The 14,244-nt window shown below is 58.9% G+C and carries 11 protein-coding genes; 8 read left to right on the plus strand and 3 right to left on the minus strand.

Annotated elements, in window-relative coordinates; genetic code table 11:
* The first annotated feature begins 58 nt into the window (after positions 1-58).
* The gene (locus ABI171_RS19860; protein WP_348094265.1) at positions 59-547 is read left to right on the plus strand and encodes a GNAT family N-acetyltransferase; all 489 of its coding nucleotides are present in this window, start codon (positions 59-61) and stop codon (positions 545-547) included.
* An 18-nt stretch (positions 548-565) separates the two neighbouring features.
* Here the strand turns inward: ABI171_RS19860 and ABI171_RS19865 are convergent, their stop codons facing one another.
* Together ABI171_RS19865 and ABI171_RS19870 are read right to left on the minus strand one after the other, a co-directional pair.
* The gene (locus ABI171_RS19865; RefSeq protein ID WP_348094266.1) at positions 566-1,825 is read right to left on the minus strand and encodes a hypothetical protein; all 1,260 of its coding nucleotides are present in this window, start codon (positions 1,823-1,825) and stop codon (positions 566-568) included.
* 2 nt (positions 1,826-1,827) lie between these two features.
* Entirely contained in the window at positions 1,828-2,772 is a 945-nt protein-coding gene (locus ABI171_RS19870) for a LysR substrate-binding domain-containing protein (protein ID WP_348094267.1), read from the minus strand.
* A gap of 104 nt (positions 2,773-2,876) precedes the next feature.
* Between ABI171_RS19870 and betC the strand changes: the two genes are divergently transcribed.
* Positions 2,877-4,403 carry a choline-sulfatase gene (gene betC, locus ABI171_RS19875; RefSeq protein WP_348094268.1) on the plus strand — a complete coding sequence of 509 codons (1,527 nt, stop codon included), beginning with the start codon at positions 2,877-2,879 and terminating at the stop codon, positions 4,401-4,403.
* A 16-nt stretch (positions 4,404-4,419) separates the two neighbouring features.
* The gene (gene choX / locus ABI171_RS19880) at positions 4,420-5,367 is read left to right on the plus strand and encodes a choline ABC transporter substrate-binding protein (RefSeq protein ID WP_348094269.1); all 948 of its coding nucleotides are present in this window, start codon (positions 4,420-4,422) and stop codon (positions 5,365-5,367) included.
* Positions 5,368-5,402: 35 nt separating this feature from the next.
* Here choX and ppc read toward each other — a convergent pair whose 3' ends face one another.
* Positions 5,403-8,270 (minus strand): phosphoenolpyruvate carboxylase, encoded by a 2,868-nt coding sequence (gene ppc, locus ABI171_RS19885; RefSeq protein WP_348094270.1) that lies wholly within the window; start codon positions 8,268-8,270, stop codon positions 5,403-5,405.
* 264 nt (positions 8,271-8,534) lie between these two features.
* On the opposite strand from ppc, the gene hemC reads away from it, so the two are divergent.
* From hemC to ABI171_RS19910, 5 genes are all read left to right on the plus strand, one after another.
* The gene (hemC, locus tag ABI171_RS19890) at positions 8,535-9,476 is read left to right on the plus strand and encodes a hydroxymethylbilane synthase (RefSeq protein WP_348094271.1); all 942 of its coding nucleotides are present in this window, start codon (positions 8,535-8,537) and stop codon (positions 9,474-9,476) included.
* 48 nt (positions 9,477-9,524) lie between these two features.
* Positions 9,525-10,310, plus strand: a complete 786-nt coding sequence (locus ABI171_RS19895; RefSeq protein WP_348094272.1) for a uroporphyrinogen-III synthase — start codon at positions 9,525-9,527, stop codon at positions 10,308-10,310.
* A complete protein-coding gene (locus ABI171_RS19900; RefSeq protein WP_348094273.1) occupies positions 10,307-11,503 on the plus strand; it encodes a uroporphyrinogen-III C-methyltransferase in 1,197 nt (398 codons plus the stop codon). The genes ABI171_RS19895 and ABI171_RS19900 overlap by 4 nt, the downstream gene beginning before the upstream one ends.
* A gap of 4 nt (positions 11,504-11,507) precedes the next feature.
* Positions 11,508-12,704, plus strand: coding sequence for a heme biosynthesis protein HemY (locus ABI171_RS19905; protein ID WP_348094274.1), 1,197 nt, complete (start codon positions 11,508-11,510; stop codon positions 12,702-12,704).
* A gap of 182 nt (positions 12,705-12,886) precedes the next feature.
* Positions 12,887-14,224, plus strand: a complete 1,338-nt coding sequence (locus ABI171_RS19910; RefSeq protein WP_348094275.1) for a hemolysin family protein — start codon at positions 12,887-12,889, stop codon at positions 14,222-14,224.
* Positions 14,225-14,244: the final 20 nt, after the last annotated feature.

The raw sequence follows: 14,244 nt of genomic DNA on the forward strand, positions 1-14,244 counted from the left end.
TCAAAAGAATGTTGAAATTACATCGTACATATAACCAATATAAACAGGATTCAAAAAAATGACCCAGACAGTGCAGATAGTGAATGCCGATTTGTCCGATGCGCGCCATGCCGGCGCAATTGTCGAGCTCTTGAACGGCTACGCCATGGATGCGATGGGCGGCGGCCAGCAACTGGCCGATTTCGTCAAAGACAATCTGATTGCGGCGCTCGGTAAAAGAAGCGATGTCCATGTGGTGCTGGCGTTTGTCGGCGACCAGCCCGCCGGCGTGGCGATCTGCATTGAAGGGTTCTCTACGTTTGCCTGCAAGCCTTTGCTGAATATCCATGACCTGGCGGTTGCCAAGGTTTTCCGCGGCCAGGGCATTTCGAAATTATTGATACGGCAGGTCGAGCAAGTAGCAAACGGTCTGGGCTGCTGCAAGATCACATTGGAGGTGTTGGAAGGCAATCATCCGGCGCTGGCCTTGTACAAGGCCAGCGGGTTTGTCGGCTATGAACTGGTTCCGGCAATGGGCAACGCCATGGTGATGCAAAAGAAACTGTAGTGCGGCGGGTAATCCTGCTTATGGGGCGAGCTCGACATGCAGTTCCGTCTTGCCGCTCCATTGCCCCTGCAAGCGATCTCCCGAGATAGCCAGATGCATCGTCGCTTTTCCGGTGCTGCCTTCCGCCGCATCTTCAGTCAATGCAATCGTATCGCCGGTCTCGCCTCCGCTGACATTGATCGGCTTGCGATATTTGTCATAGAAATACACACCGCCCACAGAGTTGTCGGATTCCTTATGCAGCAGCATGGTGATGGCGATCTTGCCACCCATCTGGCCATGTAAAAGCTGGCCGTAGACGCCACTCTTCGGGACGCCGGATCCTTCGCCAAGAAGCAACGCTTTGCCGTAGCCGGTCAAATAAGGCTTCAGCTCGGCATAGGGAAGCGTCAACGTGACTTCGCCCACGTCATCGAGTGCGCGCATTGCATGGTTGCTGCATCGCCCCGCCGTCAGGTTAAATGCCTGTCCGGCAAGCTCAGACATGTAATTCCTGAAGGTTGAAAGCGAAAGGTCTGCGGCCGGTGTGCCGGCGCTATCGCTGCCTTCGCCGAGACAGTCGGCATTGAGCGCAATGCGATTATTCAAATCGTCTATGGCGTCCTGGTTCTTCGGTTTGCGCTCTTTCTGGGCGGCTTTCAGTTCCTTTCTCAGCGATATCAACTGCTGACGGTACTGAGACTGCCGCTCCTTGCTCAATTTCTGCGCAAGGCTACGCATGCCCGGCACGGTAAACAAATCATCGGCGCCAAGCATGCGGCCGGTCTTGATATCGAAGCTATAGAAGGTGTTGTAATCCTCGCAGTAGGCGCCGCAGCCTTCGCCCGCAAAGGCGATCGTCAGAACCCGGCCGTCATTGCGTGAAACCGTATATTCCAGGCTTGCCATGCCGGCGATGCGGTCGCCGCCAGCCGCGCTAAAGAATTTTCCCGGCTGTTTCGGCGCCAGGACGCCAATTTGTCGGATAAACAGATAGTCGTTGATTTTTGCGGCGACTTTCTGATCGTTCATCGTCACAAACGGCATCGAGATCGCAGGCGTATCTCCCCGTTCATTCTTGCCTTGGAATAGCAATGACCTAACTGATACATCGGGAGCAGCTTGGGCCAGGCCGGCAAGAAAGAGGGAAAGCAACAGGAAAATTCGCATTTTTATATGATCGCGTGAAATTGGAAGCAGCGGGCTACGGAATCCGGCAACGGAAGCACTATGCCATGGTGGTCCAGAGTATTTGTCAGCGGAAATTATGACTGCTTTTGTTTGTCCGTGCCACTGCATCTCTAGATGACAGCCTGAACGGCATATTGCACCAATGCTTTTTCGCACTCGCCAACAATCCACTGGCGGAACAAGTTGGCCGCGGCTGTCGTCCGCTGTGCGTTGGGCCGGACCAGGAAGTAGCCATTGCCGGTGGTGACCGGAGCGGCGGCAGCGGTCACCAGTTGGCCGCTTTGCAGCAAATCCGCCACCAGCGGAAACCACCCCAGCGCCAGCCCTTGTCCGGTGATGGCTGCCTGGATCACCAGCGGGTAGTTGTTGAAGCTGAGATCACGGCCTTCAGCAACGCCGCCTGGAGCAATATTATGCTGTGCAAACCAGCTGTCCCAGCCAAGCCAGCGCATCGGCTCCTCGCTTTCCAGGTGGAGCAAGGGCAGTTGCGCCAGCGTTGTCATATTTTCGTTCAAGCCGTGGGTGGCTTTGAAGACGGGGCTACATACGGGAATGACGATTTCCGGGAATAGCAATTCCGCTTCGCAACCGGGCCAATGGCCGCTGCCGAAAGCGATTGCTACGTCCACCGCTTCTTCACGGATATCGAATGCTTTTTGAGAAGTCATGATCCGCACATCCAGATCCGCCATCAGCTTACGCAGCGTGCCTAATTGCGGCATCAGCCAGTAAGAGGCGAAACCGAAATCGGTGGCCACCGTCAGCACCTGGCGATTACGGCGTGCGCGGATGTGGGCGACGGCGCTGCCGATCATGCCCAGGCTTTCGTGCACGGCTTCAAACAGGCGCACGCCGTCCGCGCTGAGGGAAACGCCGCGATGCTCGCGCTTGAATAGCGGTACGCCCAGATCATCTTCCAGCAAGCCGATACGGTGGCTGACCGCAGGTTGGCTGGCGCCCAGCTCTTGGGCGGCGGCGGTGAAATTCAGATGGCGCGCTGCGGCTTCGAAGAATACCAGGCCTTGCAGCGGCGGCAGGCGGCGTAGGTCAGTCATAAGCTCTCTTTATGCATGCATAACGATTTACAGGCTTCACGGCCATGAAATGCCGATGCTAGACTAAATCGATACATAAAGCCAACCAATGCCTGGAGATATTGATGAAGAGCAGCAAGCCGAATATCCTGATCCTGATGGCGGACCAGCTGACGCCCGCCGCCTTGGCGGCTTACGGCAACCGGGTCTGCAAGACGCCGAATATCGATGCGCTGGCCGCCGGTGGCGTGGTTTTCGATTCCGCCTATAGCAACAGCCCGCTGTGCGCACCGTCGCGCTATGTGTTCATGTCCGGCAAACTGCCCTCGGCCATTGGCGCCTACGACAACGCCGCCGAACTTGGGGCTGAGGTACTGACCTTCGGCCATTACCTGCGCCACGCCGGTTATCGCACCATCTTGGCAGGCAAGATGCATTTTTGCGGCGCCGACCAGCTGCACGGGTTTGAAGAACGGCTGACGACCGATATCTATCCCGCCGATTTTGGCTGGACGCCGGACTGGGAAAAGCCGGAGCAGCGGCCCAGCTGGTATCACAACATGAGTTCGGTGATCGACGCCGGCCCCTGCATCCGCACCAACCAGCTGGATTTCGACGAAGAGGTGGTCGCCGCCGCCCGCCAAAAATTGTTCGACATGGCGCGCGACGACGATGAACGGCCATTCTGCATGCTGGTATCGCTGACCCACCCGCACGATCCCTACGCGATTGCCGGGCAATACTGGAATTTGTACCGCGACGAAGACATCGATATGCCGCGCGTGACGCTGGAACCCGCGCAGCTCGATCCGCATTCCCGGCGTTTGCGGCATGTGAGCGACATGGACAGCACGCCGGTCACGCAACAGCAAATCCGCAACGCGCGCCATGCCTACTACGGCGCGGTTTCCTACGTCGACGAGCAGATCGGCCATATCCGACGCACGCTGGAGCAGTGTGGCGTGGCCGATGACACTGTCATCCTGCTGCTGGCCGACCATGGCGACATGCTGGGTGAACGCGGACTCTGGTACAAGATGAATTTCTTCGAAGGTGCCGCCCGAGTGCCATTGATCGTGCATGCACCGCTACGCTTCCAGCCACGGCGCGTGGCTGAATCGGTATCGCTGGCGGATATCCTGCCGACGCTGGTGGACCTGGCTTTCAACGGCGACGCGCCGGCCTATCCGGAAGCGATAGCCGGCCGTAGCCTTTTCTCGCATGTGCAAGGCCGGGCAGGGCATGATGAAGTGATCGGCGAGTATCTGGGCGAAGGCGCGCTGGCGCCGATCGTGATGATCCGGCGCGGGCCCTACAAGTTCGTGCACTCGCCGGTCGATCCTGACCAGCTTTACCATTTGCCGGATGATTGCTACGAGCTGAACAATCTGGTAAATGATTCGGAATCCGCTGACGTCCTTAAACAGTTCCGCCAGGAGGTCGGGCAAAGATGGAATTTGCCGAAGCTGCATGAGCAGGTGGTCGCCAGCCAGCGGCGGCGGCGCTTTCATTTCGCCGCGCAAAGCCAGGGAGTGCAAGAGCACTGGGATTATCAGCCGGTGCAAGACGCCAGCCGGCGTTTCATGCGCAACCACATCGATCTCGACAAGCTGGAAGCGATGGCGCGCTTTCCCGCAGTCAAATCCAACTAGGCGACGGGGGACGATCATGTTGAGAAAAACTTTTTTATTGACGCTGGCGGTGCTGATTATCTGCGGCAGCCAAAGTGCGTTGAGCGCCGAAGCCGACGCCTGCAAGCTGGTGCGCATGGCCGACCCCGGCTGGAGCGACATCACCGCGACCAACGCGGCTGCAGGAATTGTACTGGGCGCGCTCGGTTATGAGCAGAAGGTGGACCATTTATCCGTGCCGATCACTTTCATCGGATTGAAAAAAGGCCAGATCGATGTTTTCCTCGGTAACTGGATGCCGGCGCAAAAACCATTGATGGAAGCGCAGCTGAAGCAGGGCGCCTTCGATATCCTGCATGCCAATCTCGCGCACGCCAAGTTCACGCTGGCGGTGCCGGCCTATGTCGCAGCAGCCGGCGTCAAGTCCTTCAGCGATCTTGTCAGGTTCCAGGATAAATTCGAGCGCAAGATCTACGGGATCGAGACCGGCGCGCCGGCCAACCAGAATATCAAGACCATGCTGGAGGCGAAGTCGTTCGGCCTGAACGACTGGAAACTGGTGGAGTCGAGCGAGCAGAGCATGCTGAGCCAGGTGGCGCGCAAGGTAGCGGCCAAGGAATGGATCGTGTTCCTGGCCTGGGAGCCGCATCTGATGAACACGAAATTCCAGCTCGTCTACCTGAATGGCGGCGACGCCTATTTCGGTCCCGATTATGGCAATGCGACCGTCAATACGCTGGCGCGCAAATCGTATGCGACGCAATGCCCGAACGTCGGCAGGTTTTTTAGCCAGCTGGAATTTACTGTCGATCTTGAAAACAAGATCATCAACGAGGTGCTGGAACAAAAAATCGACGCCAAGACGGCCGCGGCACGGCAACTGAAGCTGCATCCCGAGTTGTTGCAAGCGTGGCTAAGTGGTGTAAAGACACGTACCGGCGATGACGGCTTGCCGGTAGTGAAGAAACTGCTTGGCATGAATTGAAGGGGGAGCCGGCGTTGCCGGCCCCTTCTGTCTTGCTAGCCGGTATTACGCAAGCCTGCAGCAATGCCGTTGATGCTCAAATGGATACCGCGCTTCACTCTTTCCTCGGTCGTACGGCCAGCCGCGGTAACGCTGCGGTGGCGCTTGATCAGTTCGACCTGCAAGTGATTCAGTGGATCCAGATAAGCGAAGCGGTTCTTGATCGAACGTGCCAATAGCGGGTTGCCCGATAAGCGGTCCTTGGCGCCGGTAATCGCCGACAGGATGCTACTGGTGCGCTCATGCTCATCGACGATGCGCTTGAAGATGCTGTTGCGCAGCTTGCGGTCGGTGACCAGCCCGGCGTAGCGCGAAGCCACCGCCAGGTCGGTCTTGGATAGCACCATGTCCATGTTCGACAACAGGGTGGCGAAGAACGGCCATTCCTTGTACATGGCGCGCAAAGTCGCCAGCTTCTGGGTTTTTAGCTTGGCGTCGTTGCCTTCTTCCAGCCAGCTTTCGATGGCGCTGCCGAAGCCGTACCAGCCCGGTAGCAACAGACGGCACTGGCCCCAGGAAAAGCCCCATGGAATCGCCCGCAAGTCTTCGATGCGGCGGGTCGATTTGCGCGAAGCAGGGCGCGAACCGATGTTCAGTTCGGCGATCTCGGCAATCGGCGTCGCGGCGAAAAAGTAATCCGTGAAGCCCGGGGTTTCATAGACCAGGTTGCGATACGACTGATAGGCGCGTTCCGACAAGCCATCCATCAATTCCTCGAACTCGCCCAGCTTCTTCATCTGCTTGCTGTCTGCGGTGTTCGGCATCAGGCTGGCTTCCAGCGTTGCCGCGACTAATAATTCCAGGTTGCGGCGACCGATTTCCGGGTTGGAAAATTTGGACGCGATGATTTCGCCTTGTTCGGTCAAACGGATCTGGCCGTTGACTGTACCCGGCGGTTGCGCCAGGATTGCCTGGTAGCTCGGACCGCCGCCGCGACCCACCGTGCCGCCACGGCCATGGAACAGGCGCAGTTTGACGCCGGCGCGGTCGAACACGCGCACCAGTTGGATCTCGGCCTTGTACAACTCCCAGTTGGAAGTCAGGAAGCCGCCGTCCTTGTTGGAATCGGAATAACCCAGCATCACTTCCTGCAGCTTGCCTTGCTTGGCGATCAGGCGCTCCACTGGCGGCAGGGCCATGAATTGCTCCATGATGGCCGCAGCGCGGCGCAGGTCGGGAATGGTTTCGAACAGCGGAATTACCATGACCTCCAGCGCACCGGCATCTTTGCCGGCCTTGCTGCCTTTGGTGTCAGGGCGCAGCAGGCCGGTTTCCTGTTGCAGCAACAAGACTTCCAACAGGTCAGATACGGTTTCAGTATGCGAGATGATGTAATTGCGGATCGAGCGGGCGCCGTAGCGTTGCCGCATTTCGCCGGCAGCGCGCAGGATCGACAGTTCTGAAACCGTTTCGTCGGAATACGCGATATAGGGCGAATACAACAGACGCGGCTTGGCCAGTTCTGCCAGCAGCAGTTCGATCTTCTGCTCTTCGGTGAGCTTGTCGTAGGCGCCTTCTACTTGCGCTTGCGCGAACAGTTCGGACAGTACCCGCTCATGCACATCGGAGCTCTGGCGCATATCGAGCGACGCCAGATGGAAACCGAAAATCTCGGAAGCGCGCTTGAGCGTCGCCAGCCGCGGCTTGACCAAGGCGCTGCCATGGTGCGCGCGCAGCGAATCTTCGACGATCTGCAATTCCCGCGTAAATTCTTGCGGCGTCGCATAGTGGGCGGCGGCGCCAACTTCCTGGCGCAGGATATTGGTGGCGCCGAGTTCACGCGCGGTCGAGGCCAGGCGGGCGTAGATGCCGATCAGCGCACGGCGGTAAGGTTCGTCGGAACGGTGGTCCGACGTATCCGGCGAATTTTCCGCCAGCGTCAGCAATTCCTGGTTGACGCTCACCATCAGGGTCGATACCGACAATTCGGCGCCGAGGGCGTGCACTTCTTCCAGGTAGAAATCGAAAATGGTGGTCGATTGCCTCGTCAGCGCGCGCTGCATGGTGCCGGCGTTGACATTCGGATTGCCGTCGCGGTCGCCGCCGATCCAGCTGCCCATCTGCACGAACGGCGCCAGTTCACCGGTGGCGCTGCCTTGGCGGCCACGGGTCGGAAACTGGGTGGCGATTTCGCCTTCGATGTCATCGTACAGTGCCGGCAACTCGCGCAGGAAAGTGATGCGGTAGTAGGACAGCGCGTTTTCGATTTCATCGGCGACGGTCAGTTTGGTATAGCGCAGCATGCGGGTTTGCCACAAGGTGGCGATACGGCCGCGCAGCAGTTCGGTGTTGTCGCGCAGTTCCTTGGCGGTCAGCGGACGGTCGCGCTCGGCCAGCAGACGGGCGATTTCACGCTCTGCGTCCAGGATGCTCTTGCGTTGCACTTCGGTCGGATGCGCGGTCAGCACCGGCGAAATCAGCGCGTCTTTCAGAAAGTTGCGCACCGTGGCGCCGGAGACGCCGGCATCATCCAGTTTGCTTAGGGCATGGGCAACGCTGCCGGGTTGCGGCGCCGAGCCTGCCAGCAAATGCGCGCGGCGGCGACGGTTGTGATGCTGGTCTTCGGCGATATTGGCCAGATGCGAAAAATAGGAAAATGCCCGCACCACCGAATTGGTCTGGTCGCGGGTGAGTTTTTTCAACAGCTTGTCGAGATCGGTGCCGGCTTGCGGGTCGGACTCGCGCCGGAAGCGCACCGCCGTCTGGCGAATGGTTTCCACCACTTCGAATACCGCATCGCCCTCTTGTTCACGCAGCACATCGCCCAGCAAGCGGCCCAGCAGGCGAATATCTTCTTTTAGCGGCGCATCTTTGTTGGGAGCGGATTTTTTTACCTGGACAGCAGAATTCAATTGTTTTGCCATAATAACGAGTGCAATCAGCTTTTCTGGGGTGGGAAAGGAAGGGCTTGTAACTACTTATAACTTGCCAAACGCTTGCTATATATCTAATACGATATACGGAGTACAACTGTGACAGCAGAGAGCGCATGCTAAAATCCGGCGCAAAAATATGTGGTACATATTGAGTGCGCTTGCGCTTCGTTACGTGTTTGGATGAAACCCGTTGGCGATTAGATAACTCTGTCCTGGCTGCATTTGCTGCATAGCTAAAATCCGAAAGAACCTGTGTCGAAAATACCTTCTCCTTCCAAGTTAGTGATCGCATCGCGTGAAAGCCGGCTGGCCATGTGGCAAGCGGAACACGTGCGCGCCCGGTTATCTGCATTATATCCAGACTGTAATATAGAAATCCTCGGCATAACTACCCGTGGCGATCAAATTCTTGACCGGACCTTGTCCAAAGTCGGCGGCAAGGGCTTGTTCGTGAAGGAACTGGAAGTGGCGATGGCGGAAGGCCGCGCCGATCTGGCGGTGCATTCGCTGAAGGACATGCCGATGGATTTGCCGCCCGGCTTTACCCTGGCGGCGGTGCTTGAGCGCGAAGACCCGCGCGATGCCTTCGTTTCAAATGACTATGCGTCGCTTGAAGAATTGCCGGCGGGCGCGGTCGTCGGCACCAGCAGCCTGCGCCGCCAGGCCTTGATCGCAGCGCGCTTCCCGCTGTTGCAGATCAAGCCTTTGCGCGGCAACCTGGATACCCGGCTGTCCAAGCTGGACCGCGGCGAATATGCCGCCATCATCCTGGCCGCCGCCGGGCTCAAACGGCTGGGCCTGGCGGCGCGGATCAAGGCGCTGATCGAGCCTGAGCAAAGCTTGCCCGCGCCGGGGCAAGGGGCAATGGCGATTGAAATAGGCGAAGACCGTGCCGATCTGATGCAAATCCTGGCCCCGTTGAATCATCTGCCAACCGAGCGGGCCGTCACCGCCGAACGGACCTTGTCGCGCGCTTTCGGCGGCAGCTGCCAGATTCCGTTGGCGGCGTTTGCCGCCATCGACGGCGATCAGATGCGCTTGCGCGCCATGATCGGAACTCCGGACGGCCGCCGGGCGATCTGCGCGGACGCCAGCGGCAGCGCCGATGCGCCGCAGGCCCTGGGCGTCAAAATCGCAGAGGATCTGGCGGCGCAGGGTGCGGCGGAGATCCTGGCGCTTTGCCGGGACGCCTGATGTCCGGCCTGCAAAGCGGTTACCAACCCTGGCGACTGCGCAGCCGTCATGCAGACTAATTCCACCTTGCATCCGGTCGTCATCACCCGGCCGGCGGCGCAAGCCACCGCGCTGGCGCAGCAGATTACTGCGCGCGGCCGCCAGCCGGTCATCTTCCCCTTGCTTGAAATCCTGCCGTTGAGCGATAGCGCGCCTTTGCAGAGAGTGCTGGCAAAGCTCGATAGCTACGCCCTGGTAGTGTTTGTCAGCCCGAACGCAATCGATGCCGCCATGCGCTACATTTCCAGCTGGCCGCGGCAGGTGGCGATCGGGATTGTCGGCGAAGGCAGCCGGGCAGCCTTGGCCAGGCATGGTCTGACAGCCGACAACGTCACCATCTTCAGCCCGCCCGATCCTGCCAGGACCGATTCGGAAGGCTTGTTGCAGGCGCTTGACCTTGACGCGCTACATGACACTCAAGTGTTGCTGGTGCGCGGCGAGAGCGGCCGCGATTTTTTTGCCGACACGCTGCTGGCGGCAGGCATCAAGGTGCAAGCCGTCGCCGCTTACCGGCGGCAGGCGCCGCAACTTGATGTGGTCCTTAAAGCCCGGCTGTTGCAATTGCTGAATAGCCAAAGCGACTGGATAGTCACCAGTTCGGAAGCGCTGCGGCATCTGGTGGAACTGGTGCGGCAGGTCGAAAGCGGGACCGGTGTTGCAAAAATCCAACAGCAGCATCTCCTTGTCCCACATGCCCGCATTGCCGAAACAGCACATGCGCTTGGATTTACTGACGTTACTCTGACCGGCTCAGGCGACGAACGGCTGCTCGACGCGTTACAATTCCCGCTATGAACGAATCGATACCCACTCCAGAATTGAACCAGTCCGCTGGTCCTGCCGTCAGTGCGGCGCCATCGCCGTCCTCAGGGGCGCAGCCTGTGCTGCAGCCTTATCCGGTCAATAGCGGTAAAAGCGCAGGCAGGCTTGGCCTGGTGTACCTGGCATTGCTGGTGCTAGCCTTGCTGGTCGCCGGCCAATGGTGGGTGATGCATAACGAAAACAACCGGCTGCGCCAGGAAATCGCCCGCCGCCTGCAAGTCGGCGATAGCAGCAATACCGAAACCAAGGTGCTGATGAAGTCTGTGCAAGACGGCAGCAAGGCGCTGGAAGGCAAGGTCAGCGTGCTGGAAAGCAAGCAGCTCGAATCGCAAAGCCAGCAACTGGCTTTGGAGCAGCTGTATAAGGATTTGTCGAAGAACGGCGACGAGCAAGCCTTGTCCGAAGTGGAAGAAGTGCTATCGACTGCCAGCCAGCAGCTGCAATTGGCCGGTAACGTAAAGGGCGCCTTGATCGCCTTGCAAAACGCCGACAAGAACCTGTCGCGCTCCGACAAGCCGCAATTCATCATCGTCCGCCGCGCCATCGCCAGCGACATCGAAAAGCTCAAGGCCTTGCCGACGCTGGACGTGACCGGCATCGCCGTGCGTCTCGACAGCGTCATCGGTCAGATCGACAGCATGCCGCTGTTGTCCGATGAAAAGCCGATTTTCGGCGTCAGCCAGCCAAGCAATCAGCCGCTTCCCAACAGCAACGCCAAACCGGCCAAGGCTGCCGCCAATGCCAATCTCGCCAAATCGCAAGCATCAACCGATGCCGTGGTGACCGACTGGAAAAACCGTGTACATGATCTGTGGCAAAGCTGGAGCTCGGAGATGTGGACCGAGATCAGCCAGCTGATACGGGTGCGCACCGTGGCGACCCCGGAGGCTTTGCTGTTGTCGCCGACCCAGGCTTACTACGCCCGCGAAAACCTCAAGCTGCGTTTGCTGAATGCACGCCTGGGTCTGTTGTCGCGCAACGAATCGGCCTTCCGCAGCGATCTGATCGCCGCGCAAGAAACCATCACCAAATATTTCGACACCCGCGCCAAGCAGACGCAGGCGGTGCAAACCCTGCTCAAGCAAGTCCAGAGCAGCGATCTTTCGATCACCATGCCGGCGCTGGATAGCCCCACGGCGATCCGTACTTACAAAGGCAAGCCATAGTCCTATGCGATTCTTTCTCCGGCTTGTTGCTCTGTTTGCGGTTGCCATCGGCCTGGCCGTGGTGGCGCGTTACAACCCCGGTAATGTGGTGCTGTTTTTCCCACCGTACCGGATTGACCTTTCACTGAATTTCTTCGTTGTTTTGCTGTTGATCCTGTTCATCCTTCTGTATGTGGTGATCAGGGCTATCCGGGTGACCCAGAAATTGCCTGCGCGCGTCATCGGCTATCGCCGTGGCAAACGTGAAACCACAGCCAACAACGCCTTGCGCGATTCGCTAAAATCCTTGTTCGAAGGCCGTTTCGGTCAGGCCGAAAAGGCTGCCACCCGTGCGGCCGAACTGCCGGACAACCTGGGTGTGGCGGCGCTGATCGGCGCTCGCGCTGCGCACCGCATGGGGCAACCCGAGCGGCGCGATATCTGGCTGGCCAGCATCGAAGACGACGAGCCGCTGAAAACCGCGCGACTGATCACCACCCTGGATTTGCTGGTGGACGAGCACAAATCGCAGGCTGCGCTGCAAGCGGTGAGTGAGCTGAACGCCCGCGGCACGCGCCACATCCACGCTTTGCGGCTGGCGCTGAAAGCCAACCAGCAAGCCAAGAACTGGCCAGAAGTGCTGCGCCTGGTGCGCACGCTGAACAAGCACGATGCCTTGCATCCGGCCTTGTCGACACGCCTGCGCGAATTGGCTTACGACGGTTTATTGTCCGATGAAGCGCATGACGCCGAGTCGATCGCACGATTCTGGGCCACGGTGCCGAGCGATGACCGCATCAAGCCATTCATCGCCATGCGCGGCGCCAATGCTTTCAACAAGTGCGGTTTGCACGCCGAGGCGCGCGCCATCGTCGAAAAAGCGATGGCGGCCGAGTGGGACCAGCGCTTGCTGGCGACCTACCGCGATGCGGTTGCGGCAGAGGCCACGCCTGAATTGCTGGCGCAGATCGAACACTGCGAGCGCTGGGCAATCAAGGCGCCGAATGACGCCGAGCTGGCGTTGACCCTGGGCAGCTTCTGCTTCAAGCAAAAACTGTGGGGCAAGGCCCAGCGTCACCTGGAACAGGCTTTGTCGGATGCGGTGGCGCCCGCCACGGTGCGTGAAGCCCATTTGCGGCTGGGACAGTTGCATGAAGCGATCGACCAGCAGGAGCTGGCCGCCGAACATTACCGGCAGTGTGCGCTGGCGACCACGCTATAGCAAAAAGACAGATAAGGGCGCCAGCCATGTGCGGCGCCGGGGTGGGGCAGGGTTTTATGCGGTTTTGCTGCGTAAACGACTCTGCCCCATTTTTCTTGAAGGGCGTTGAAGAACGCCGGTTTTGTCGAAAACGCCATCGTCGCCTATACTTGTAATCCGTCATTACCCATGAAAGAGATTCATTGAACAACCTGTTATTGGTTATCGCAGCATTATTTCTGGTAGCACTCAACGGTTTTTTTGTTGCTGCCGAATTCGGTTTAGTCAAATTACGCCAGACCCGCATCCGCGCCATCGCCAAGACCCAAGGCTTGCGCGGCCGCATCCTGGCCATCGTGCACCGCCAGCTGGACGCCTACCTGTCCGCCTGCCAACTCGGCATCACACTCGCTTCGCTAGGCCTCGGCTGGATCGGCGAGCCGGCTTTCGCCAGCTTGCTGCAACCGGTGTTCGGCATGCTGGGCGTCAGCTCGCCGGACCTGATACACGGCATATCGTTTTTCTTCGCTTTCTTCCTGATTTCTTTCCTGCACATCGTCATCGGCGAACTCGCGCCGAAGACTGTCGCCATCCGCAATCCGGAAGTGATCGGCCTGTGGTGCGCGCTGCCGCTGTACGGTTTTTACTGGGCCATGTATCCGGCCATCTGGGCGCTCAACGCGAGCGCCAACTGGATCTTGCGCGTGGCCGGTCTGGCAGGCGCCCATGGTCACGATTCGCAGTATTCTGCGGATGAGTTGAAGTTGATCCTGCGCGGCAGCCACACTGCCGGTGAGAAATTCAACCGCGATGAATGGAATGTGCTGGCGCAATCGCTGGACTTCAGCGAGCTGGAAGTGTCCGACCTGATGCGCCCGATCAATGAGATCACGGCCCTGCATCAATCTGCCAGCCTGCAGGAAAACCTGCAGACCATTTATCGTCACCGCTTCAGCCGCTACCCGTTCTTCGACCAGAACGGCGTCAACGTGCTGGGCGTGATCCACCTCAAGGACCTGTTCATCGCACAGCAGGAAGGCAAGCCGATCGACAGCTTGAATAGCTTCTTGCGGCCGGTGGAATATGTCTCCGATCGCATGCCTGCGCTGGAACTGTTCCGCCGCTTCCGTACCGGCGCGCCGCATTTTGCCATCATCGGCAAAAAGGGCAGCAAGCCGGAAGGGTTTATCACGCTCGACAATATACTGGGTGCGATGGTGGGCGAGATTCGCGATGAATTCCGCCGTAACGACAACGAATGGAGCCGCCTGGACGACGGCACATTGCTCGGTAAGGGTAGCTTGCCGATCTTCAGCCTGGAGCGGATCCTGGGCATCGACGTCGTCATCGACGGCGATGAAGATGTCGATTCGGTTGGCGGCCTGATCATGGCCAAGCTGGGCGATCTGCCGCACGAAGGACAGAAAATCGTCTTCGACGGCTTCGAAATCGTGGTCAAGAAAATGAACGGCCCGCGGATCGTGCTGGTCAAGGTGTACCCGGCGCCGCGCACGCTCGACGCCGGTTTGTCCTTGCACTAACTATCCGTCTCGCTCAATAG

This window comes from Collimonas sp., from assembly GCF_039923675.1.
GTDB lineage: Bacteria > Pseudomonadota > Gammaproteobacteria > Burkholderiales > Burkholderiaceae_D > Collimonas.

Excerpts from the sequence above, each read along its gene's own strand:
- ABI171_RS19860 (WP_348094265.1), top strand. The coding sequence starts at position 59 with ATGACCCAGACAGTGCAGATAGTGAATGCCGATTTGTCCGATGCGCGC.
- ABI171_RS19865 (WP_348094266.1), bottom strand. The coding sequence starts at position 1,825 with ATGCAGTGGCACGGACAAACAAAAGCAGTCATAATTTCCGCTGACAAA.
- ABI171_RS19870 (WP_348094267.1), bottom strand. The coding sequence starts at position 2,772 with ATGACTGACCTACGCCGCCTGCCGCCGCTGCAAGGCCTGGTATTCTTC.
- betC (WP_348094268.1), top strand. The coding sequence starts at position 2,877 with ATGAAGAGCAGCAAGCCGAATATCCTGATCCTGATGGCGGACCAGCTG.
- choX (WP_348094269.1), top strand. The coding sequence starts at position 4,420 with ATGTTGAGAAAAACTTTTTTATTGACGCTGGCGGTGCTGATTATCTGC.
- ppc (WP_348094270.1), bottom strand. The coding sequence starts at position 8,270 with ATGGCAAAACAATTGAATTCTGCTGTCCAGGTAAAAAAATCCGCTCCC.
- ABI171_RS19895 (WP_348094272.1), top strand. The coding sequence starts at position 9,525 with ATGCAGACTAATTCCACCTTGCATCCGGTCGTCATCACCCGGCCGGCG.
- ABI171_RS19900 (WP_348094273.1), top strand. The coding sequence starts at position 10,307 with ATGAACGAATCGATACCCACTCCAGAATTGAACCAGTCCGCTGGTCCT.
- ABI171_RS19905 (WP_348094274.1), top strand. The coding sequence starts at position 11,508 with ATGCGATTCTTTCTCCGGCTTGTTGCTCTGTTTGCGGTTGCCATCGGC.